The following is a 19,514-nucleotide window of genomic DNA, read 5'->3' as shown; positions in this document are numbered from 1 at the left end:
AATAATATATTTAATACTATTGTAAGAATATATTAAGGTTATGTATGTAATACTTCAATTATCAAAAAGGTTTAATATATATAACCTTTGAAATAAAAAAGGATTTAAAATGAATAAAGATTTTGAAAACACAATCAATAGTGAAGATGTAGAGTTTAAAGTTGTAGATAAATTAAAAGGTATCTATGTGCTTATAGAGGGTTTGGTTTTTATGGAAGAAAGCGGAGCGGGTGATAGTATTTATCAAAGACAAGCTTATGAAGCTATCAATACTATTTTAAGTGTAGCTATAAAAAATGCTGTAGGCACTCAAGAGTTAGTAGCAATGCTAGAAAATAAAATAACAAAGTTAGAAAAAACAAAATGAAAATAGATATAAAAGGCTATGAGGGTTTATATCAAGTAGATACGGATGGTAATATTTATTCTATGCGAAAAAATCTAAAAATGAAACTTCAAACAGAACATCAAGGATATTTAAAAATTAATTTATGGGATGGTGAACTACATAAAACTTTTAGAGTTCATAGATTAGTAGCTTTACATTTCATCTCAAACCCTCAAAATAAACCCCAAATAAACCATATAGATGGTAATAAGCAAAACAACAATATAAAAAATTTAGAGTGGGCAACAGCACAAGAAAATGAAAGACACTCTATAGATATACTAGGTAAAACCACATCTTACCCTGGAAGAAAACAAAAAAATAATAAATACGGTATGCAAGGTGTCTCAACTGAAAAAGGTCGAGGTTTTAGAGCTAGAATAGTAATTAATGGTAAGAAGAAAAATATAGGTACTTTTAAAACTGCAAAAGAAGCAGGTGAAGCATACCAAGACTTTGTAAAAAATAATATAGACAAACTCAATCCAAAGCAAAAATAATACTTTTTTAATTTTTGTCCCTTTTTAATTAACCCCTCTTTTAGAAATAATACTTTTATGATTAATAATATAGGAGTATCTCAATGCCACCACAAGTAAAAACCCTTGACCTTAAACCACAATTTAGGGAATTTGAAGTTAAAGGAGTTGATGAAAAAAATAGAACCGTTGAACTAAGTTTTAGTAGTGAAGACCCTTATGAAAGATATTGGGGAATTGAAATACTAGACCATTCAGCTACATCAGTAGATATGGAGCGACTTAACAATTCAGCACCACTACTATTTAACCACGACCGTAATATTGTCGCTGGTGTAATAGAGAGTGCGAAAATTGATAATAGCCGTGGTAAAGCACTTGTAAGATTTGGAAAAAACAAAAAAGCAAATGAAATATTTAGTGATGTGGCTGATGGGATACTAACCAAAGTTTCTGTGGGATACCAGATACTTGAAATGAAGCTTGAAAGTGAAAAGAATGGCATGGAAACCTACCGAGTAACTAGATGGCAACCTTATGAAATATCAATAGTTTCAATCCCGGCGGATGATACTGTAGGTGTTGGTCGCGGTGCTGATAGTGATTTTAAATCACCAGTTAAGATAATAAATGAAAAAATTAAGGAGATAGGTATGACACCTGAAGAAAAAGCAGCTTTAGAAAGACAACAAGCTGAACAATTAGAAGCAGCACAAACTAAAGCTATGAATGATGAAAGAGCAAGAGTAAGAGAAATATCAGCTATGGGTAAAAAACATAAGCTTGATGATTTATCAACTGAAGCTATTGAAAAAGGTACAAGTGCAAATGAATTTAGAGCAGCTGTATTAGAAAAGCTTGGTGCTGTTAAACAAATTGATGGTAAAGGTGGTGATGTTGTACTGAGCGATAATGAAGTTAAAAGCTATTCACTTACAAAAGCAATTTCAGCAGCTATAACTGGTGACTGGTCAAAAGCACAAGATGAAAAAACAGCTAGTGATAAAGTTGCAAAAATGCTAGGTAAAGATAGCCGTGGCTTTTATGTTCCACATCAAGTATTACAGAGAGATTTAACAGCTGCTACAAGTGGTGCTGCTATTGTTGATACTACAAGTGGTGGGGCTAACTTCATTGAGATTTTAAGAAACAAACTTGTAATTGCTAAACTTGGTGGAAAAGTGCTAAGTGGTCTTAGTGGAAATGTTGCAATTCCTAAACAAACTGGTACATCTACAGCTTATTGGATTAATGAGGGTGGCGATACTACAGCTAGTGAACTTGGTCTTGGTCTTATTGAACTTAAACCAAAAACAGTAAGTGCAAAAACTGCATACACTAGACAAATGTTACTTCAAGGTAACCCGGAAGTAGAAGCCTTAGTTATGAATGATTTAGCTGCAAATATTGCACTTGCAATAGATAAAGCTGCTATAAGCGGTACAGGTGCAAATGGTCAGCCATTAGGTCTTTTAAATACTACTGGTATAAATGGTGTTGATTGTTCAGCTGGTCTATCTTGGGCTAAAGTTGTTGATTTTGATACACAAATTGCTAATAGTAATGCTGATATTGACAATATGAACTTTATTAGTGGTGCTGGTGTTACTGGTAAGTTAAAAACTACTTTAAAAGCTGCTAACGGTTCTGAATACTTACTTGAAAAAGGTGAAGTAAATGGTTACAACCATACTAGAACAAATCAAGTAGCTGCAAATACTTTACTATTTGGTGACTTTAGCCAAATGATAACTGGTCTATGGGGTGGGCTTGATATTATGATTGACCCATACGAAAAAGCTGATAGTGGTGGTATCGTAATTCGTGCATTCCAAAGTGTAGATATTGGTGTTAAGTATGCTGAAGCATTTACTGCAACAACTAATATAGACCAAGTATAAGGGGTAATAGATGGCTGAAAAATTAATAACAATTATTATTTTATCTACCATCTTTGTACGAGGTGAAATGTGCAAAGAGGGTGATGAAGTTGATGTAACTGAAAAAGAAGCTAAAGAGCTTATCGCAAGAGGTGTAGCGACTGATGAAGCTTTGTTGCAAGTAACTAGTGGGGATACTGTAAGTTTTAATGAAATGACACTTGAAGAGTTAGGTGAAGTTGATTATACAAAACTAAACAAAGACCCATTAGTTGAATTTGCTACAGCTTGTGGTTTGACTATTACAGATGAAACTAAAGATGACATTTATTCATTACTTGAAGATGTTGATTTTGAAGAAGCTGAGTAGTATCTGATGAACTTAAACGAGATGATGGGTAAAGACTTAGAAGCTAGTTTTAACTTAGATGAATTTGCAATTCTTACCGTGCATTATTTCGCGGGCGAAAATGAAAAGCTAAATATTATCTTTGATGAAGCTACTGAAGTTGTACTTGATAAAGGTGAATTTGCTGGTGTAGAAGCATTAGTACCATCTTTGACATTACCAACTTCTAAAGCTACTAATATTACTCATAAATCTCTTTTTGTGATAGATGGTTTGAATTATGGTGTGATTGAAAAACCCAAACAAAAAGATGGCACTACTATAGTGTATTTGGAAAAAGAATAATGAAAAGACAAATAATAGTAACTAGTATTGTTGAACAAATGAAAAAAATCAGTAATGCAAATGGCTTTTATAGTGAAGCTGGTAAAAATGTTTATGAATGGATGAGTAAGCCACTTGATAAAGATGAATACCCGGCAATCATTATTAGGGATACTACAGATAATACTACAGATGAAAACCAAATATTACAGCATAAGCTAAAGATTGAAATTGATATTGCTGTAAACAACAAAGATAATACAACTTGGGATATGAGAGAAGTTACAAGTGATGTACTTAAATCTTTTGGAATACTTGAAGATACACTTAATTATGAATGTTCTTACCAAGGTAGTGACTCTTTGGTTGAACATAAAGCTGATGTATATGGTGGTGTAAGACTTGAATTTACAGTTGCTTATGCTACTGGAAGATGGGAGCAGTAAACTATGTGGTCTGAATTAAAAAGGTTGCTTGATAATATAGCTAGTGTTGGAACTATTAGTGAAACACAAAGTAGTAAGGGTAAAGCCTTGGCTCGTGTGAAACTACTTACAAGAACAACGGCTTTTTATCCTATTTTATCTTTTTCAAATTCATTCAAAAGACATTTTATCCCGGCACGAGTTGGTGAACAAGTATTAGTTATTCATCCTTTTGGTGAAGCTAGTGTTGGTTTTATCATAAGAGGTATTTTTAATAAAAATCGTAAAGAACACGACTTAGCAAATGACCATACTGAAGTTATAGATTTTGAAGATGGAACTGTTATCACTTATGATACTGAAGCTAAAGAACTTAAAGTAAATGCTAGTGACAAAATTACCATCATTTGTAAAGCTGCAACAGTAACAGCTGATACGGTTGATGTAGTTGCTGATAGTGTAGTTGTTGATAGTAATAGTATTGATTTAGGTACTGGTGGTAAAGGTGTGGTAACTGGTAATTGTATTTGTGCATTTACGGGAGCACCACATCATGATTTTAGTTTAAATACTAGGAGTAAAAAGTAATGGCACTTGATAGTGATACTTTAGCAACAGATATACAAACAAATCTTACATCTTGTGGATTTGGACTTATTGCACAAAATAAATGCTTTTGTGAAGCTATAGCAAAAGCTGTAGTGGAACATATTAAAGCTAGTGCTGAAGTGCCAGTAACAACTGGTAGTAGTAGTGGAACATATAAGGTTACTTGATGAATTTTAAAGTAAGTATCAAAGATAGTATAAATAGGATTTTAAAAACTCCATTAGGTTCTAGAGTAATGCGACCAAATTTCGGTTCACTACTTTATACACTTAGAGATAGAGAGTTTAATGATGAATATAGACTACTAGCTAAAAAATATACTTATGAAGCGATAATCAATAATGAACCAAGGGTAAAAGTTGAAAATGTAGATTTTAAAGTTGAACCAGTAAACGGTGTAGTTACTTTGGTAATTATACTTACAAACGGTGAAATAATAGAGGTAGAAAATGATTAGTTTAAATGGTGTAAAAATGCCGGAAGTTTTAAGAACTTTAGATTATGAAGAAATCTTAGCAAAGAATATAAGTAATTTTAAAGTTTTAGTACCAAATTGGCAACCACTTGAAAGTGATGAATTTACTATTGTTAATCAAGCTTTTGCTTATAATGAACTTCATCTTAGAGCGGAGTTCAACAACATAGTAAAAGCTTTTTTCTTACCGTTTTCTACTGGTCGTGACCTTGATTATTTAGCATTTACATTTTATGGTGGAATTAAAAGGCTGCAAGGCTCTTATCCTTACGCAACTTATGAATTTACTCTAAGTGATGTACTTGGGCAAGATGTAGTTATACCAGGTAATTTAATCTTAACAGATGAAACAAGTAATTATCAAGCAAAACTTTTAAGTGATGTAATTATAAGTGCTGGTGAAGATAAAGCAAGCGGTATAGTTGAACTAGAACTTGAAATAAAATCAAGTGAAATCAAAACTGAAATTATTACTACACCTTTACCATTTGTAATTAAAGCAAGTGCTAAAGATACATTTTTAAATGGTAGTGATGTTGAAAGTGATGAAGAGTTTAAACAAAGAATACTTTTATCTATGGCTGATAAATCAACAGCTGGAAGTGAAGAAACTTACAAGTCATTTACTTTTAATGCTGATGAACGGATTGAAGATGTAGCTGTAAGAAGTGGACTAAAACCATTACTTACTTATGTACCTCTTTTTGTTGGTCAAGATGAAGTTGGAATATTAGCAGCACTAACACAAGTATTTACAGATATGGCTACAGTAGAAATATTTTACTATAGCCAAAATGCTGATAGCTTAATGCAAGAACGAATAGAACTAACACTAAGTGATGATGATGTGATACCACTTACTGATAAGTTAAAAGTGGCACAAGCTACTCAAATACCTTTTAGTGTAAGTGCTGAACTTAAAATATTACCAAATCAAGAAACAGCAACAGTATATAGTAATGCTATGGCTGCTCTTGATGTAGGTATAAAATCACTTAAACAAATTGGTACAGATATAACACTTAGTGAAATAAATGAGTTTTTAAAAGTACCAGGTGTTAAAGAAGTAGTTATATCAGAACCTACAAGTAATGTAGTTGTACCAAATGACAGTATAGGAGTAAATAGTGAAAACACAATCACTTATACCATCATTTGAAGATATAAAGTTACATAGTGCTGATTATGTAGCTAGTGAAACTTTTAAACAGTTATCTAGTGAAATAAAAGCTATTGAAACTTTAGCAAATCCTTTAGAGTGTGATGAAAAGTATCTACCATTTTTGGCTTATGCTTTTAAGGTGGATTTTTGGGATGAAAGCCTTAGTATTGATAACAAAAGAGCTTTAATCACTAAAAGCTTAGAACTACACAAGATAAAAGGCACTACTGGAGCTGTTAAAAAAGTATTTGAAGCTTTAAATATGAAAGCTACTATTAAAAAGTGGTTCGAATATGAGGGTGAACCTTATCACTTTAAGATAGATTTATCTGTAGAAGATAGACCTATAACACCTGACATGATAGAAGAGCTTGAAAAATATGTTGGACTATTTAAAAATGTAAGAAGTATCTTAGATGAAACTGATGTAATCGCTACATCTAAGGGCACTTTAAAAATATGTATAGGTGCTATATCTGAAGTAACAGAAATAGCACCTTATGGAGTGAATTAATGGCAAATACATTATTAACAAATGTTGGTATCAATGCTTTAATAAATGCTAATAGTAGTGGAATTTTAGCAAAACCTAAAACATTTGCTTTTTCAAATCAAGTTATTACACCAGCTGCTGAACTTGTATCTGATGATATTACACCTTGGATAACTAAAAATATATCAATGGTATCTATGGTTCAAAATTCAAATATAGAATTTACTTGTACAGTAAACCCGGATGAAGCAGTTGAGGAAGTTAAAACTGTTGCTATATATCTTGAGGATGGCACACTTTTTAGTGTATCAACAATTAATGGTATAGGTAATGGTTTGAAACAAACCGTAAAGGTTCAGATTGATTATGAAAATGTAGATGGTTTGATGGATTTTATTTATGTTCCTACTGATTATTATGATTTACAGTTAAGCATAATTGATACTTCAGTATCTCTTGGACTTCAAGAGATGGAAAATGCTAAACAACTTGGTTTAGTAAAAAATAAAATAGGAGTAAGCTAATGGATTTAACAGCTTTACAGACAAAGATAAATAACTACATAACTGTAGTAAGTAGTTGGGTTAGGAATATTGGGGCTATTTATTTTGATAGTGTTCCAGCTGATGTAACCGTTCAATTAATTGATGAAGATGGAAATGTTGTAGATAGCACAATTCCTAATAGGGCTAAGATATTATCTGATATGAGTAATACGATATTTGATAAGCTAGATGTTGATAAACCAATTTTTGAGAAAGTAACAGCATATTCGATAAAGATTTTATTAGGCTTTAGGGTTAGGGTTGGAGAGAATACTATACAGACGGTATCAGATTTTACACTAGATCTAAATGTTAATTTAGATACTGGATTGAAAACATCAGGTACTGATTATTATGTTTTTGCTCTATCTGATGGTGGTTTTATAATAAGTGCTAGTAAGCTTAATCCTGATGGCTTTACATCAACTAATAGCAAACTAATTGGTGGTTTTCACTATGGACTTATTCCTGAAGATGAAACACCTACTGGAAATAAAACAACTGATGATATGACTGCTATCAATGGTATTAACAAATACTCTTTTTGGGATTTAAAGTTTAGACCAATTTCAAACCCGGAGGGTATGGTCTATATAGGGGGTAAATGGTATGACATTTATTTATTAAATAGTGAACATATTACAAATGGAACATCTAAAGCAAATACTATTATAGCTGCTGGTACTACAGATTATGGTAGAGCTAGACCTAAAATACCATTAGAATATGGAGGTGATGGAAATATTGATTATGGGTCTTTCAAATGGATACATACAACAGAAATAGCAAAAGCACATTCAAAAGAACTTATCAGTTATGAGGAGTTTATGGCTATAGCTTATGGTGTGAATGAGGGTAAAAGTTCTAGTACAAATGGATATGAGATTGTGGCTGGAAAAGTTGAACACTACTCTGAATTAACTTCTAAATATGGAATTGAACAAGCTACTGGTGTTCAGTATCTATGGGGTAAAGATTTGATGAATGGCTATGGAACTACTTCTTTTGCTTGGAAAGATAATCTTGAACAACGAGGTCAAGTTTATTCAACATCAAATTCACCTACAGCAGTTCTGCTGGGTGGCGACCGTGACGATGGGGTTAATGCCGGTTCTCGTGCCTCGAATTGGGACTACTATGTTTGGAGTTCGGGTTGGGGCGTTGGTTGTCGTTTCGCTTGTGACCACATGAAGCTTGTATAGAGAGCGGAAGCGAACGATATGAATAATGCAAATGATTTAATTATTATTGAAAAATATGAAGAATTTGTAAATTATATTTACCCTGTGCTTCAAAATATCCAACGGAGGCATGGCGTAGTAAAAGAAAGAGTTTTACTAATCATTTTTGAACAAGTAGAACTTTTTTATAAAGCTTTAAAATCTAATCAAAAAAGTAGATTATATGAGGCTGATAGTAACTTAGCAAGTATTAGGTTTTATCTTAGATTTTTGGCTGATAAGAATAGAAAGCTTATCAGCCAAAAACAACATAGAGTAGCTAGTATTAAAATCGCTGAAGTTGGAAAGATTTTAAATAGTTGGATTAAGGGCAAATGAGACAGCAGTTCTACTGGGTGGCAACCGTGACAATGGGGTTAATGCCGGTTCTCGTGCCTCGAATTGGAACAACTATGTTTGGAATTCGAATTGGAACATTGGTTGTCGTTTCGCTTGTGAGTACAATAAACAATATGCTCTCATGCTTTGCTAAGGCAAGTGTGGAGCGACCTACATTTTGTGGTCAGCTTGTTTGTCCCGCGATAGCAAATACATTAAGAGGTCTGTAAAAGTGGGAGTAACTAATTTGAAAGCACAAGACAGCATTTTAAAGGGTAAGAAAAATGGGTAAAAGATATAAAAATTTATTTGAACAAATTGTTAATATTGATAACCTTAGAATTGCTTATATGAAAGCAGTACGAGGTGGTAATAGATTTACAGCTGGTCATTTAAAATTTAAAGAAAATTTAGAAGCAAATTTATATCTTTTACAAAAAACAATGATAGAAGAAAGATACACGCACGGTGAGTACCATTCTTTTTTAGTGTATGAACCAAAAGAAAGACTTATTAGGTCTTTACCATTTAGAGATAGGGTGGTTCAACATTCAATCAATAATATTTTAGAACCTATCTTTGAAAAGGTATTTTATAGTTTTAATTTTGCTTGTAGAAAAAACAAAGGCACTCACAAGGGTGTAAAAATGACACAATCAAAAATAAGATATTTATCTAAAAATGGTTTAGTTTACTATCTAAAGATGGACTTTAGTAAGTATTTTCACTCTATAGATAGAAGTATTTTATTTAGAGAGATTGAAAATAAAATTAGTGATAAAAAAGTTTTAAATTTATTAAAGCTTTTTGGTGATGATAAAGGTGTTGGTATTCCTATTGGTAATTTACTTAGTCAATTATTTGCTAATGTATATGGTCATATATTTGATAGGTTTATAAAAACAAAATTAAGAGCTAAACATTATTTCAGATATATGGATGATACGGTGATACTTAGTAATGATGTAAATGAACTTAAAAAGTTTCAAAGAGCATTAGCACTATTCAGTAGATTATATATGAAATTAAAATTTAGCAAGTGGTATATAAATAACATACACAAGCCTTTAAATTTTCTTGGATATAGAATAACTGCAGATTATAAACTTATCAGAAAAGATAGTGTTGTAAGAGCTAAAAGGAAAATCAAGAAGTATAAAAAAACGAATGATATTGAGAAATTAAAGATGTTTTTAGCTTCATGGGGCGGTCATTTAAAAAGTGCCGATAGTTTTAATTTAGTTCAATTCATAAATAAGGAGGTTGCATTGTGCAAAATGAAAATACAGTTAGTCCGTTAGTTGATATTTTATCAAGAAATACTGGAAGAAGAGTTGTTATGAAAGAGGAAAAATTTATTTTCCTTGATGATAAAAATGAAGTTTTAGAAATTGATATTGAAAAAGCTAAGGAAGAATTAGAACAAGAGATAATTAATTTTGAAGCTACAAAATATCAAAGAGATAGACAAAAAGAATATTCAAAGTTAAATCAAGATGAACTTAGGTTTGATGATGAAGTAAATGGTACAACAATTTGGATAGATACAATTAAAAGTATTAAACAAAAATATCCAAAACCTAACTAAAAATAAGGAAGTAGTATGAAAGTAAAATTTAAAAAAGGCTTTTCACTTAATGGTGTTTGGTTTAAAAAAGATGAAGTAAAAGAGTTTGATGAAGCTACATCAAAAGCTTTAATTGGTCGTGGTGTAGTTGCTGAAGTAAAACCAACAGCTACTAAAACAAAGTAAGGGGTAAAAGATGGATTTAGAATTTGGTATAAATGGAGGTTTTGGGGTTGAAGCTGCAAGACCTATTAGTGTTGATAGTTCAACACCTTTAGCTATGGCTGTAACTGCTGATACTACTGAAATTGGTATTAAAAAGTTTAACAATGCTACAGATGGTTTAACTTTTGTAAAAGATAACAATATTACAGCTGGTACTTTAAAAGTAGCACTAAAAGGTATTGAACTTCAAGGTGTTAATTGTCCTATAGTTTTACATATATCTACACACGATGCAATCGAAGCTACAAACATTACAAATATCTTAGCTGGTTTAACTGAAATTAAACAATCAAGTCCACTTACTGGAATTGATTTAAAAAATGGTTTAGTATTTTCACCAGTATATTCAGCTAATACTCAAGTAGCTGCAAAAATTGATAGTATTTCTAGCACTTTATGGTGTCCTGGCTCACCTATTGACAATTTTAGTGATGTTGAAGCTGGTGTTGTAGACTTCTTATCAAACTTTGGAAGTAAATATATCTATCACGGTACTGGTTATTATAAAGCAGATGGTGAAAATATACCAATGTCATCACTAATAGCTGGTCATATTGCTAGATGTGATGTAGTTAAACCAGCTGGAGGAAATGATCCTTTTGGATGGGCTAAAAATCATTCAAATAGAGTAGTTTTAGGTGTAGCTGGTACAACTAGAAACAATGGCAAAGGTGTGGAATATTACGATAGTGGTGATAGTGAAGCTAAAAGATTAAGAAAACAAGGTTGTGCAAGTATTGTTAAAGATGTTGGTTGGAGATTGTACGGATTTGAAACAAGAGACATAGACCCTATTTGGCAGTCACTTGACCGTGTAAGAGCATTTCATAGAATGTTAGCAGCTATTATCAAAGCTAGTAAATGGGCTAGAGATAGAGAAGCGGACGAGCTTGTATGGGTTAAAAAATCAATCGTTGAATTTAACAATGAAATGATAGGTGCAAAAGTTGGTATAGGTTTTGAAGTATTTTTTGACCCTAAAAAGAATACAGCTGCAACTGTAACAGCTGGTAAGTTTTATTTAACAATAAAATTTCAAGACATGCCAAGTATTAGAGAACTTAATATTGAATTGATTTACTCTGATAAATGGGGTGAAACTTTAATAAATTATATAAATGGAGGTGAATAAGATGGCTGGAATAAAATTACCTGAAACGGTTGTTGATTGTACTGTTTTTGTAAATGGTATCGGTAAAGCTGGTGTTACTGATAAAGATGGTTTAAAACTACCTGATATTGAAGAGATTGAAGAAACTGTAAAAGCTGGTGGATTTGAACAAAGTTATGGTACTGGTGTATTTAAAAAGCTTGATTTTGAAGTTGTAATTAAAGAGATTGACCAAGATATTTATGTATCTGTTGGTGCTGGTTTAGCAAGTGGTTTAGGTGTAAACCTTACAATCAAAGGTTCAACTATTCAAGATGGTGTTAAAAAACCATTTGTTGCAACAATTCAAGGTAAACCATCTATATCACAAAAGGGAGCTGAAACAACTTTAAAAGGTACAGCTACTATCTTTGGTTATGAATATGATGGTGTACCGTTATGTATGTTTGATACTAAAAATATGATTGGTATGATTGGTGGAGTTGATTATCTAGCAACTCTTAGAAGTCACATTTTATAAAAAGGGAAACTATGCCAAAAGATAATGAAAAAGTGGAAAAAACTGAACTTGAACTTGCTGAAGAAAAGTTAAAAAAACTTCAAGAAGCTAAAAGACTTAAAGAGGTTCAAAAAGAGATAGAAGAGCTTGAAAAAGCTGATGATTTTACTTTAAGTGATGGTTCACAAGTACAGATGAATAAACCAACACCATTAAATATGAAAAAAATGCAGATGGAAAAAACACCAGCTGAACAAGAATATAAAATCATTGGTGATTTATGTAATCTTACAGCTAAAGAAATTGATGATATGCCGCTTGAAGATTATGAGGTTTACCAAAGAAAGTTAGCTACTTTTTTATCATAAGCTATAGTGATGTACAGCAAGGGATGGCACTTATTGGTGCTACCTTGCATTTTGGCTATAGCGATATGTTAAATATGGATTTAGATGAGTTTGTTTTTTTTGTTGAAAAAGCTAACGAGTTTTCAAGTGATTAATAAATTTTGTAAATAGTGAAGTAAAAAGTATCATTACAAATAAAACAGTAAAGATATGTTCACTATTTGTTAAGTTTATTTGATTGTATGGAAGTGCTAAAGGTAGCACAAATATAAAAGTAAATATTGCTGATATAAAAATAGGAGATATTAAAAATGGAAAAATTAGCTTTAAGTGTTGTAATTGGTGGGGCAATAGCTTCATCTTTTAATTCCTCTATAAAATCATCTTCTAAGAGTATATCACAAATAGGTTCAGAAATCAAAAAAATGGATAAAACCAAAATCAATATAAAACGATTTAAAGAGCTTCAAAAAAACACTCAAGGAAATAGAAAAGAGTTTGTAAAACTTGGTCGTAGTTTAAAAGATGTTGGTGTAGATTTAAACAACATTTCAAAGTACACTAAAAAAGCAAATAGTGAATTATTAAAACTTAAAAAAAATGCAATTATCAAAGGTCATATACAGATAGAAAAAAACAACCTTATGGCTGAAAAAGATAGTTTACTTGCAACAGTTGGTAGTGGTATGGCTATAGGTGGTGTGATAAATCTTAGAAGTGAAGTTATGCAGGCACAAGGTGAGCTTCAATCACTTAAAATAGGTGATGTTGGTATAGGGAAAATTACAGCTGAAGCAAAAGCTTTTTCTAATGAATTTGCTGGTACTACCACACCGGAGTTTTTAAAAGCTTCATACGATATTAAAAGTGGTATATCTTCACTAAGTGATGAAGCTATAGGAAAATACACTAGAATGGCTGCTATTACAGCTGGTGCTACAAAAAGTACAACTACACAAATGACCTCTTTTTTTGCTACTGGTTATGGAATTTATAGTAAACAGTTTGAAGAGTTTGGAGCTAAAACTATAAAAGGTTGGGATAAATTAAGCCAGGAAGAAAAAGATATAAAATTTGGTGAAACTTTTAGTGCTGGTATAGGTTCAGCTGTGCAGATGTTTAAAACAGATGGTACTAAAATGCAAAGTGCTATAGAAACATTGGGAGCACAAGCTACTACATCAAATGTACCATTATCTGAACAAATAGCGATACTTGGTCAAATGCAAAAATCATTTTCAAGTGGTAGTGAAGCAGCAACTGCTTATAAAGGTTTTTTAACTGGTGCAGTTGGAGCACAAAAAGATTTAGGTCTTGAATTTTTAGATAGTAATAATCAGTTAAAATCAGCCCCTTTAATCCTGGAAGAGTTAAGAAGTAAATACGGTGAAACTTTAGATGATATGGAGAAACAAGAACTAAAAAAAGCTTTTGGTACTGAAGAGGGTATGAAGTTTATTACCGCTTACTATGGTGAAGTTGATGAGCTTAGAAATAATATCAATGCTATGGATAAATCTATGAGAAACGGTACTAAAACTGTTGATGATATGATGAAAGCTACACAAAAAGGTAAAGGTTTTCAACTACTAGGTAATCAACTAGCCAACCTTGGTGCAACTATTGGTAAAGTTCTTTATCCAGCTATATCTACACTTGGTACTATTGTAGGTGCTTTAGCTGTTGGGCTTGATACTTTAATAACTGAATTTCCATTATTAAGTTCTGTTATAGGGTATGCTGTAGTTGGTACATTTACAATTATTGCTGTTATGAAAACTGCAAAAATAGTTTCTTTTGCTATGAGAGTGGCAAACCTATCGCTAAGAGGTTCTTTTTTAGGAAATATTGTTATGTTAAAATCGTTAAGATTACACTATGCAAGGTTTAATGTTATGTCTACATTAGCAACTGCAAAACAATGGCTTTTTAATACTGCATTAAACGCAAACCCAATAGGTTTAATCATTACTGGTGTAGCTGCATTGATTGGATTAGGAGTTGTATTGTATAAAAACTTCGAGCCTTTTAAAAATTTAATAGATAGTATTCTTGATGGTGTAGGAAGTGTTGTCAAAAGTGTTGGTAGTTTTTTTGGTCTTGGTAATGATGAAGATGAAGAGAAAAAAACAACAAATAATACTAAATTTAAAATGGGTGATACAGCTAAGAAAGTTGCTACAGCTACAGCTGTAAGTTCACAACTTGTAGCAGCACAACCAAATCTAAACTATACACCATTATCAACACCAAAACAAGCTATAGTAAAAGAAGTATCACAAAGTATTACTATAAACTTTGGTGATATAAAACTAGATGTAAAAGATGGAAAAATCCCACAAGACTTACAAGCACAAATAGAAGCTAGTGTTAAAAAAGCTATAGCAAAAACCAAAAGCAATAGAGGGCTAAGTGATGAAAATATCTAATATAAATATTTTTTGTCCCTTTTTAATTATCCCTCTTTTTTAATAAACTCTTACAAATAATATAGGAGTGCATTTTGCTAGGTATGATTGGTGATTTTAAATTTGAGATTAATGATACAAACTTTGAGAAATTAAAGAAGTCATTGAATATTAGATTTTCAGCACACCAAAGACTAGGAAACTTTGACACTTATCAAAAGAGTGGTAAGCACGAAGAAAACCTTGAAATAGCTGGTACTTTAATAGTTAAAAGCCAAAAACAACTTAAAGAGTTTGAAACTATGGCTAAAGGTGGTGAACCTCTAACTTTTGTAACTGATAGTAGTATCAAAACTATTCTAATATTTAATGTTGAAGCTGAACAAGAGAGCTTTTTAAAAGATGGTAAGTTTTTAAGACAATCATACAAAATTGTTTTACAAGTGGTTGGCGAATGAAAACTTATATAGCACAAAGTGGTGATAGACTAGATACCATCATAAACAATACTTACAAGACTTTAGAAAAGCAAGTTATAGAAAAAGTATTTGAAGCAAATCCACACCTTGCTACTGCACCAGTTCTTAGTGATGGTGATATAGTAAATCTTCCAGTTATTGTACTACCTAAAGAACAAATCAAAAAGGCTAAGACACTATGGGAGTAAAATATCCAGTTTTTAAAATCTTAGCAAATGATACAGATGTAACACTCAAGCTAAAAGAAGAACTTATATCACTTACTTTTAAAGATGAAGCAAATGAAAAAGCTGATGAACTTACTATTGAAGTTGGTGGTGAATATGCACGACCGAAATATGAAGATGAACTAAAACTATATCTAGGTTATGGTGATGTTCTTACATTTTGTGGATTATTTACAGTTCAAACAAGTAATCGTACTGATAACAATGTTTTAAGTATTAGTGCTACTGGTGTGAACTTTGGAACTGAACTAAAAGAAAAAAGAGATATTACCTATGAAAAGGTATCTATAAAAGATATATGCAGCCAAATAGCTAATCGTAGTGGACTTAAACTAAAAAGTGATTTTGATGATATTTTTATAGTTTCATTAGCACAAAGTGGTGAAAGTGATTTACACTTCTTAGATAGATTAGCTAAAGAATATAACTCTATTTTCAACATCAAAAACGGTACTTTAATTTTCACTAAAAAGATAACAGATGATAAGAAAAATGAAGAGTTACCATCATATACAATAAGTGAAATAAACACATCTACAATATCAATCCAACATTCAAATAAAACACTATATAAATCTTGTAAAAGCACTTACCACGACACTAAAAACAATAAAGCCGTAGAAGTTATAGCTGGAAGTGGTAAACCGTGCTTAATCAACAAAGGGAGCTTTAAAGATGAAGCTGAAGCTATGACAAAAGCCAAAGCTAAACTACAAAAAGCAAATCAAGGTTTAATTAGTGGAAGTTTGAGCCTTGAGGGTAAAGTTATATTTGCTGGTGGTAAATTAATATTGATAGATACACTTGAAGATGATGGTGAGTATCAAATCAAGTCAGTTAGCCATACATTTGATGTAAACGGTTGGGTTACAAGTTTAGAATTTGAGAGGTAATAAGTAATATGGAAAGTTGGATGATAAGTATAGTAATAGCGATTGTAGGTGTAGTGTCTACCTTTGCAATTACAAAAAATAAAGTAGAAAACAATGATAAGCAGATTGAAGCGATATTTAAAATATTAAAAGGTCTTGGTGAAAAAGTTGATATACATAGTGAAAGTTTATCTGAACACAAAGTAATGATAAAAAGCAGTATGACTATGACACAAGCTGATAGTAAATTTGTGTCAAAAGAACTTTTTAAACAGATGGAAAAACACATTGATGAAAAGTTTGACAAACTTGAAAATGGTATTGAAAAAATACTAACTAAATTAGAAAAGGGGTAGTTATGGCAAGATTTGAAAATGCGATTGATGAAATATTAGTTAATGAGGGTGGTTATGTAAATGACCCAAAAGATAGAGGTGGTGAAACAAAGTTTGGTATATCTAAACGAGCTTACCCAAATGTAGATATTAAAAATCTTACAACTGATGAAGCAAAAGCTATTTACAAAAGGGACTACTGGGATAAAATCAAAGGTGATGATATAACTGATGATTTAGTTGCACTTGAAATATTTGATACAGCTGTTAATATGGGTGCAAGAACATCAAGTAAATTAGTTCAAATGGTTGTAGGAAGTCACCCGGATGGTATCATAGGAACTAAAACACTTGAAAAGATAAATGCTATGGATGTTGAACTATTGGTATCTAAATTTAGATTATCAAAGATAGCTAGATATGTGTATTTAGTTAAAAAAAGACCAGCAAATAGAAAGTTTTTATTTGGTTGGATAAATAGAGTGTTAGGAGCATAATATGGGATTAATGGATTTTTTTGGTGGTGGAATTGTTGAAACTATTGGTAAAGTAGCTGATGATTTAATAACAAGTGATGAAGAGAGAGCTGAAAAAGAAAATGAAAAGCTTAAAACAAATCTAAATCATAATTTAGAAATGGCAAAACTTGGTATTGAAGATAAAAAGCTTGATTATGGTTTGGTAGAAAATGAAACTAATAATATTACTGAAAGATGGGTTAGTGATAATAGTGGCAATTTTTTAACTAAAAGTGTAAGACCTTTAACTCTTATATATATGATTGTTATTTTGTCTATTATGGCTTTTATGGATGGTAACATAGGTGAATTTAAAATAAACCAAGCATATATACAATTATTTCAAGGTTTAGCTATGACTGTTTTTGTTGCTTTTTTTGGCGGTAAAACTATTGAGAGAATAAAAGGTAAAGTAAAAGATTAGTTTTTAGGTTACCAATAGGCTACCAAAACTAAAAAAGGGTGAAAGTATAAAACTGACACCCTTTCCTTAAATACGGTCTTTGTAAGTATTAGCTTACAGTTACCTCTACTGGTTTACCTTCCCAGATGCCATGCTTAGTACAGTAACCATGTGCAACTAGGTTTAGTTTTTTACCAGTTGGGATTACTGTGAAAGTTGTAGTGTTATGAGCTTTAGTATTTCCTAGAGCTCCCGGAATATAAGTAGCTTGAGCTAATTTAGCTTCACCATTGAAAAGAGTTACAGACTCAATATAGTGATCAAAATCATCTGGATGAGTATACTCGTTACCCATTTTAACAGTTACTTCAAACGGCTCACCAACTTTAGCAGTGCTTGCACAGTGAATAAATGGAGAGTGACGATCAATTAAATCTTTCTTAGCTTCTCTTTCTACAGTGTCGATATCAACGTATTTGTTAATCTTTGGCATTTGGATTCCTTTTTGTTCTTTTTAAATTTTATATGCTATTGTAACTTATAATAATTTACTAAAACATAAATAAGAGTTTATTTATCTTATTTAAGATTTCTTTTATAATAGAATAAATATAGAAAAAGAACACTTTAACCAAAAAGTAGATAAAATCGCGCTAATTTAATAAAAGAGTACAAATATGTTAAAACCATTACTAATAGAGATAGGTGTTGAAGAGTTACCGGCTGTTCCACTTTTAAAAGAGTTAAGAAATATTGAAAAAAAGTATGCTGATATTTTAGAGAAAAATTCACTTCTTGGTGAATTTGAATTTTACTATACTCCTCGTCGTTTGGTTATTTGGCATAGAGAGTTTAAAACTCAGCAAGAAGATAGTGTAGAAGAGTTCTTTGGTGCTCCAATAGCAGTTGCTTATAAAGATGGTGTTCCTACCCCTGCGGCAAATGGTTTTGCTAAAAAGTGTGGAGTTTCACTAGATGAGATTTCTACTGGTACTAAAGGTGGCAAAGAAGTTCTTTACTATAAAAAAGATCTAAAAGGTAAAGAGTCAACTGAGCTTCTTAGTGGCATCATCAACACTTGGATAAACTCTTTAGAGTTTGGTAAGTCTATGAGATGGGGTAGTGCATCTGAGAGTTTTATCAGACCTATTCGTTGGGTAAATGTACTTTTAGGTGATAATCTTGTAGATGTAGAACTATTTGGTGTAAAGTCTAAAAAAGAGACTTTTGTTCACCGTATATCTAACTTTGATTCAGTTGAAATTTCTGGAGCTAAAGATTACTTTGATATGTTGAAAAATGGTGGAGTTACTCTTTTTCAAGAACAAAGAAGAGAAGACATACTTGCAGACTTTGCATCTTTAGAAAAAGATAATGGCATTAACATAGAAGTAGATGAAGACCTACTTAAAGAGGTTGTAGCTATTACTGAACATCCAACTGCACTTCTTGGTTCATTTGATGAAGAGTTCTTAAGACTTCCTCCTGAGGTTATTATTACTTCTATGAAAGAACACCAAAGATATTTTCCAGTTTTTAAAGATGGAAAACTTTTAAACAAGTTCGTTGTTGTATCAAATGCACTTACTGATGACTACTCTAAAGTGATAGAAGGAAATGAAAGAGTTCTTCGTCCTCGTTTAGCTGATGGGCTTTTCTTCTATGATAATGACCTTAAAGCTGGACTAAGTACAGATGGACTTGAAAAAGTCGCTTTCTTTAAAGGTCTTGGTAGTGTTAAAGATAAGATAGATAGAGAAACAAAAATAGCTAATACATTATTTGATAAGTACAAGCCCAATGCTAAGAAAGAAGACCTACAAAGAGCTGTATCT

The 19,514-nt window shown here is 31.7% G+C and carries 29 protein-coding genes; 28 read left to right on the top strand and 1 reads right to left on the bottom strand.

The features are described from left to right. Positions 1 to 109 precede the first annotated feature (109 nt). The 27 genes from QZZ48_RS07495 (at position 110) to QZZ48_RS07365 (ending at position 17,700) form a co-directional block, all read left to right on the top strand. Positions 110 to 367, top strand: a complete 258-nt coding sequence (locus QZZ48_RS07495; RefSeq protein WP_294963840.1) for a hypothetical protein — start codon at positions 110 to 112, stop codon at positions 365 to 367. After that, positions 364 to 888, top strand: a complete 525-nt coding sequence (locus tag QZZ48_RS07490) for an NUMOD4 motif-containing HNH endonuclease (protein ID WP_294963838.1) — start codon at positions 364 to 366, stop codon at positions 886 to 888. Before QZZ48_RS07495 ends, QZZ48_RS07490 begins: the two co-directional genes overlap by 4 nt. Positions 889 to 971: 83 nt before the next feature. Next, positions 972 to 2,768, top strand: a complete 1,797-nt coding sequence (locus tag QZZ48_RS07485; RefSeq protein ID WP_294963836.1) for a phage major capsid protein — start codon at positions 972 to 974, stop codon at positions 2,766 to 2,768. Between the two features lie 10 nt (positions 2,769 to 2,778). Continuing rightward, complete coding sequence (locus QZZ48_RS07480; protein WP_294963835.1) at positions 2,779 to 3,117, top strand: hypothetical protein; 339 nt, start codon at positions 2,779 to 2,781, stop codon at positions 3,115 to 3,117. 6 nt (positions 3,118 to 3,123) lie between these two features. After that, positions 3,124 to 3,441: a hypothetical protein gene (locus QZZ48_RS07475; RefSeq protein WP_294963833.1), complete on the top strand. Its 318-nt coding sequence runs from the start codon at positions 3,124 to 3,126 to the stop codon at positions 3,439 to 3,441. Next, positions 3,441 to 3,866, top strand: a complete 426-nt coding sequence (locus QZZ48_RS07470) for a hypothetical protein (RefSeq protein ID WP_294963832.1) — start codon at positions 3,441 to 3,443, stop codon at positions 3,864 to 3,866. The genes QZZ48_RS07475 and QZZ48_RS07470 overlap by 1 nt, the downstream gene beginning before the upstream one ends. Before the next feature lie 3 nt (positions 3,867 to 3,869). Continuing rightward, positions 3,870 to 4,433, top strand: a complete 564-nt coding sequence (locus QZZ48_RS07465; protein WP_294963830.1) for a phage baseplate assembly protein V — start codon at positions 3,870 to 3,872, stop codon at positions 4,431 to 4,433. Continuing rightward, positions 4,433 to 4,621 (top strand): hypothetical protein, encoded by a 189-nt coding sequence (locus tag QZZ48_RS07460; protein ID WP_294963828.1) that lies wholly within the window; start codon positions 4,433 to 4,435, stop codon positions 4,619 to 4,621. The genes QZZ48_RS07465 and QZZ48_RS07460 overlap by 1 nt, the downstream gene beginning before the upstream one ends. Then, entirely contained in the window at positions 4,621 to 4,911 is a 291-nt protein-coding gene (locus QZZ48_RS07455) for a GPW/gp25 family protein (RefSeq protein ID WP_294963826.1), read from the top strand. The genes QZZ48_RS07460 and QZZ48_RS07455 overlap by 1 nt, the downstream gene beginning before the upstream one ends. After that, on the top strand, positions 4,904 to 6,088 hold the full coding sequence (locus QZZ48_RS07450) for a baseplate J/gp47 family protein (RefSeq protein ID WP_294963825.1): 1,185 nt from the start codon (positions 4,904 to 4,906) through the stop codon (positions 6,086 to 6,088). The genes QZZ48_RS07455 and QZZ48_RS07450 overlap by 8 nt, the downstream gene beginning before the upstream one ends. Further along, positions 6,057 to 6,605 (top strand): phage tail protein I, encoded by a 549-nt coding sequence (locus QZZ48_RS07445; RefSeq protein ID WP_294963823.1) that lies wholly within the window; start codon positions 6,057 to 6,059, stop codon positions 6,603 to 6,605. Before QZZ48_RS07450 ends, QZZ48_RS07445 begins: the two co-directional genes overlap by 32 nt. Further along, positions 6,605 to 7,108, top strand: a complete 504-nt coding sequence (locus QZZ48_RS07440) for a hypothetical protein (RefSeq protein ID WP_294963821.1) — start codon at positions 6,605 to 6,607, stop codon at positions 7,106 to 7,108. Before QZZ48_RS07445 ends, QZZ48_RS07440 begins: the two co-directional genes overlap by 1 nt. Continuing rightward, positions 7,108 to 8,331, top strand: coding sequence for a hypothetical protein (locus tag QZZ48_RS07435; RefSeq protein ID WP_294963820.1), 1,224 nt, complete (start codon positions 7,108 to 7,110; stop codon positions 8,329 to 8,331). Before QZZ48_RS07440 ends, QZZ48_RS07435 begins: the two co-directional genes overlap by 1 nt. 18 nt (positions 8,332 to 8,349) lie before the next feature. Continuing rightward, a complete protein-coding gene (gene avd, locus QZZ48_RS07430; RefSeq protein ID WP_294963819.1) occupies positions 8,350 to 8,688 on the top strand; it encodes a diversity-generating retroelement protein Avd in 339 nt (112 codons plus the stop codon). Between the two features lie 284 nt (positions 8,689 to 8,972). Continuing rightward, positions 8,973 to 9,989: a reverse transcriptase/maturase family protein gene (locus QZZ48_RS07425; RefSeq protein WP_294963818.1), complete on the top strand. Its 1,017-nt coding sequence runs from the start codon at positions 8,973 to 8,975 to the stop codon at positions 9,987 to 9,989. Next, complete coding sequence (locus QZZ48_RS07420; RefSeq protein ID WP_294963817.1) at positions 9,959 to 10,276, top strand: hypothetical protein; 318 nt, start codon at positions 9,959 to 9,961, stop codon at positions 10,274 to 10,276. Before QZZ48_RS07425 ends, QZZ48_RS07420 begins: the two co-directional genes overlap by 31 nt. 15 nt (positions 10,277 to 10,291) lie before the next feature. Then, entirely contained in the window at positions 10,292 to 10,441 is a 150-nt protein-coding gene (locus QZZ48_RS07415; protein ID WP_294963816.1) for a hypothetical protein, read from the top strand. Between the two features lie 10 nt (positions 10,442 to 10,451). After that, positions 10,452 to 11,612: a hypothetical protein gene (locus QZZ48_RS07410; RefSeq protein ID WP_294963815.1), complete on the top strand. Its 1,161-nt coding sequence runs from the start codon at positions 10,452 to 10,454 to the stop codon at positions 11,610 to 11,612. A 1-nt stretch (position 11,613) separates the two neighbouring features. Next, complete coding sequence (locus QZZ48_RS07405) at positions 11,614 to 12,111, top strand: phage major tail tube protein (RefSeq protein WP_294963814.1); 498 nt, start codon at positions 11,614 to 11,616, stop codon at positions 12,109 to 12,111. Between the two features lie 11 nt (positions 12,112 to 12,122). Next, the gene (locus QZZ48_RS07400; RefSeq protein WP_294963813.1) at positions 12,123 to 12,458 is read left to right on the top strand and encodes a phage tail assembly protein; all 336 of its coding nucleotides are present in this window, start codon (positions 12,123 to 12,125) and stop codon (positions 12,456 to 12,458) included. Positions 12,459 to 12,748: 290 nt separating this feature from the next. Beyond that, entirely contained in the window at positions 12,749 to 14,866 is a 2,118-nt protein-coding gene (locus QZZ48_RS07395) for a phage tail tape measure protein (protein ID WP_294963810.1), read from the top strand. Between the two features lie 83 nt (positions 14,867 to 14,949). After that, positions 14,950 to 15,303, top strand: coding sequence for a phage tail protein (locus QZZ48_RS07390; RefSeq protein WP_294963843.1), 354 nt, complete (start codon positions 14,950 to 14,952; stop codon positions 15,301 to 15,303). Continuing rightward, complete coding sequence (locus tag QZZ48_RS07385; protein ID WP_294963807.1) at positions 15,300 to 15,512, top strand: tail protein X; 213 nt, start codon at positions 15,300 to 15,302, stop codon at positions 15,510 to 15,512. The genes QZZ48_RS07390 and QZZ48_RS07385 overlap by 4 nt, the downstream gene beginning before the upstream one ends. Continuing rightward, positions 15,503 to 16,444 carry a contractile injection system protein, VgrG/Pvc8 family gene (locus tag QZZ48_RS07380; RefSeq protein WP_294963804.1) on the top strand — a complete coding sequence of 314 codons (942 nt, stop codon included), beginning with the start codon at positions 15,503 to 15,505 and terminating at the stop codon, positions 16,442 to 16,444. Before QZZ48_RS07385 ends, QZZ48_RS07380 begins: the two co-directional genes overlap by 10 nt. 20 nt (positions 16,445 to 16,464) lie before the next feature. Continuing rightward, positions 16,465 to 16,779 (top strand): hypothetical protein, encoded by a 315-nt coding sequence (locus QZZ48_RS07375; RefSeq protein ID WP_294963802.1) that lies wholly within the window; start codon positions 16,465 to 16,467, stop codon positions 16,777 to 16,779. Between the two features lie 2 nt (positions 16,780 to 16,781). Next, positions 16,782 to 17,255, top strand: a complete 474-nt coding sequence (locus QZZ48_RS07370) for a glycoside hydrolase family 108 protein (RefSeq protein WP_294963799.1) — start codon at positions 16,782 to 16,784, stop codon at positions 17,253 to 17,255. Between the two features lies 1 nt (position 17,256). Continuing rightward, entirely contained in the window at positions 17,257 to 17,700 is a 444-nt protein-coding gene (locus tag QZZ48_RS07365) for a hypothetical protein (protein WP_294963796.1), read from the top strand. 88 nt (positions 17,701 to 17,788) lie between these two features. Here QZZ48_RS07365 and QZZ48_RS07360 read toward each other — a convergent pair whose 3' ends face one another. After that, positions 17,789 to 18,172, bottom strand: coding sequence for a class II SORL domain-containing protein (locus QZZ48_RS07360; RefSeq protein ID WP_294963793.1), 384 nt, complete (start codon positions 18,170 to 18,172; stop codon positions 17,789 to 17,791). Between the two features lie 184 nt (positions 18,173 to 18,356). Here QZZ48_RS07360 and glyS point away from each other — a divergent pair. Further along, on the top strand, positions 18,357 to 19,514 hold a 1,158-nt coding region (glyS, locus tag QZZ48_RS07355), incomplete at its 3' end, for a glycine--tRNA ligase subunit beta (RefSeq protein WP_294963790.1).

The sequence above is a fragment of the Sulfurimonas sp. genome (genome assembly GCF_016744025.1).
Lineage (GTDB): Bacteria > Campylobacterota > Campylobacteria > Campylobacterales > Sulfurimonadaceae > Sulfurimonas.
Note: the sequence above shows the minus strand (reverse complement) of the source record. Positions and strands in the feature narration are given on the sequence as shown.

What these genes read in the sequence shown, in the direction of transcription:
- QZZ48_RS07440 (WP_294963821.1), top strand. Translation starts at nt 6,605, where the DNA reads ATGGCAAATACATTATTAACAAATGTTGGTATCAATGCTTTAATAAAT.
- QZZ48_RS07380 (WP_294963804.1), top strand. Translation starts at nt 15,503, where the DNA reads ATGGGAGTAAAATATCCAGTTTTTAAAATCTTAGCAAATGATACAGAT.
- QZZ48_RS07425 (WP_294963818.1), top strand. Translation starts at nt 8,973, where the DNA reads ATGGGTAAAAGATATAAAAATTTATTTGAACAAATTGTTAATATTGAT.
- QZZ48_RS07410 (WP_294963815.1), top strand. Translation starts at nt 10,452, where the DNA reads ATGGATTTAGAATTTGGTATAAATGGAGGTTTTGGGGTTGAAGCTGCA.
- QZZ48_RS07395 (WP_294963810.1), top strand. Translation starts at nt 12,749, where the DNA reads ATGGAAAAATTAGCTTTAAGTGTTGTAATTGGTGGGGCAATAGCTTCA.
- QZZ48_RS07450 (WP_294963825.1), top strand. Translation starts at nt 4,904, where the DNA reads ATGATTAGTTTAAATGGTGTAAAAATGCCGGAAGTTTTAAGAACTTTA.
- QZZ48_RS07365 (WP_294963796.1), top strand. Translation starts at nt 17,257, where the DNA reads ATGGGATTAATGGATTTTTTTGGTGGTGGAATTGTTGAAACTATTGGT.
- QZZ48_RS07460 (WP_294963828.1), top strand. Translation starts at nt 4,433, where the DNA reads ATGGCACTTGATAGTGATACTTTAGCAACAGATATACAAACAAATCTT.
- QZZ48_RS07485 (WP_294963836.1), top strand. Translation starts at nt 972, where the DNA reads ATGCCACCACAAGTAAAAACCCTTGACCTTAAACCACAATTTAGGGAA.
- QZZ48_RS07390 (WP_294963843.1), top strand. Translation starts at nt 14,950, where the DNA reads ATGATTGGTGATTTTAAATTTGAGATTAATGATACAAACTTTGAGAAA.
- QZZ48_RS07465 (WP_294963830.1), top strand. Translation starts at nt 3,870, where the DNA reads ATGTGGTCTGAATTAAAAAGGTTGCTTGATAATATAGCTAGTGTTGGA.
- QZZ48_RS07405 (WP_294963814.1), top strand. Translation starts at nt 11,614, where the DNA reads ATGGCTGGAATAAAATTACCTGAAACGGTTGTTGATTGTACTGTTTTT.
- avd (WP_294963819.1), top strand. Translation starts at nt 8,350, where the DNA reads ATGAATAATGCAAATGATTTAATTATTATTGAAAAATATGAAGAATTT.
- QZZ48_RS07490 (WP_294963838.1), top strand. Translation starts at nt 364, where the DNA reads ATGAAAATAGATATAAAAGGCTATGAGGGTTTATATCAAGTAGATACG.
- QZZ48_RS07480 (WP_294963835.1), top strand. Translation starts at nt 2,779, where the DNA reads ATGGCTGAAAAATTAATAACAATTATTATTTTATCTACCATCTTTGTA.
- QZZ48_RS07470 (WP_294963832.1), top strand. Translation starts at nt 3,441, where the DNA reads ATGAAAAGACAAATAATAGTAACTAGTATTGTTGAACAAATGAAAAAA.
- QZZ48_RS07375 (WP_294963802.1), top strand. Translation starts at nt 16,465, where the DNA reads ATGATAAGTATAGTAATAGCGATTGTAGGTGTAGTGTCTACCTTTGCA.
- QZZ48_RS07495 (WP_294963840.1), top strand. Translation starts at nt 110, where the DNA reads ATGAATAAAGATTTTGAAAACACAATCAATAGTGAAGATGTAGAGTTT.
- QZZ48_RS07360 (WP_294963793.1), bottom strand. Translation starts at nt 18,172, where the DNA reads ATGCCAAAGATTAACAAATACGTTGATATCGACACTGTAGAAAGAGAA.
- QZZ48_RS07455 (WP_294963826.1), top strand. Translation starts at nt 4,621, where the DNA reads ATGAATTTTAAAGTAAGTATCAAAGATAGTATAAATAGGATTTTAAAA.
- QZZ48_RS07415 (WP_294963816.1), top strand. Translation starts at nt 10,292, where the DNA reads ATGAAAGTAAAATTTAAAAAAGGCTTTTCACTTAATGGTGTTTGGTTT.
- QZZ48_RS07385 (WP_294963807.1), top strand. Translation starts at nt 15,300, where the DNA reads ATGAAAACTTATATAGCACAAAGTGGTGATAGACTAGATACCATCATA.
- QZZ48_RS07435 (WP_294963820.1), top strand. Translation starts at nt 7,108, where the DNA reads ATGGATTTAACAGCTTTACAGACAAAGATAAATAACTACATAACTGTA.
- QZZ48_RS07475 (WP_294963833.1), top strand. Translation starts at nt 3,124, where the DNA reads ATGAACTTAAACGAGATGATGGGTAAAGACTTAGAAGCTAGTTTTAAC.
- QZZ48_RS07370 (WP_294963799.1), top strand. Translation starts at nt 16,782, where the DNA reads ATGGCAAGATTTGAAAATGCGATTGATGAAATATTAGTTAATGAGGGT.
- QZZ48_RS07400 (WP_294963813.1), top strand. Translation starts at nt 12,123, where the DNA reads ATGCCAAAAGATAATGAAAAAGTGGAAAAAACTGAACTTGAACTTGCT.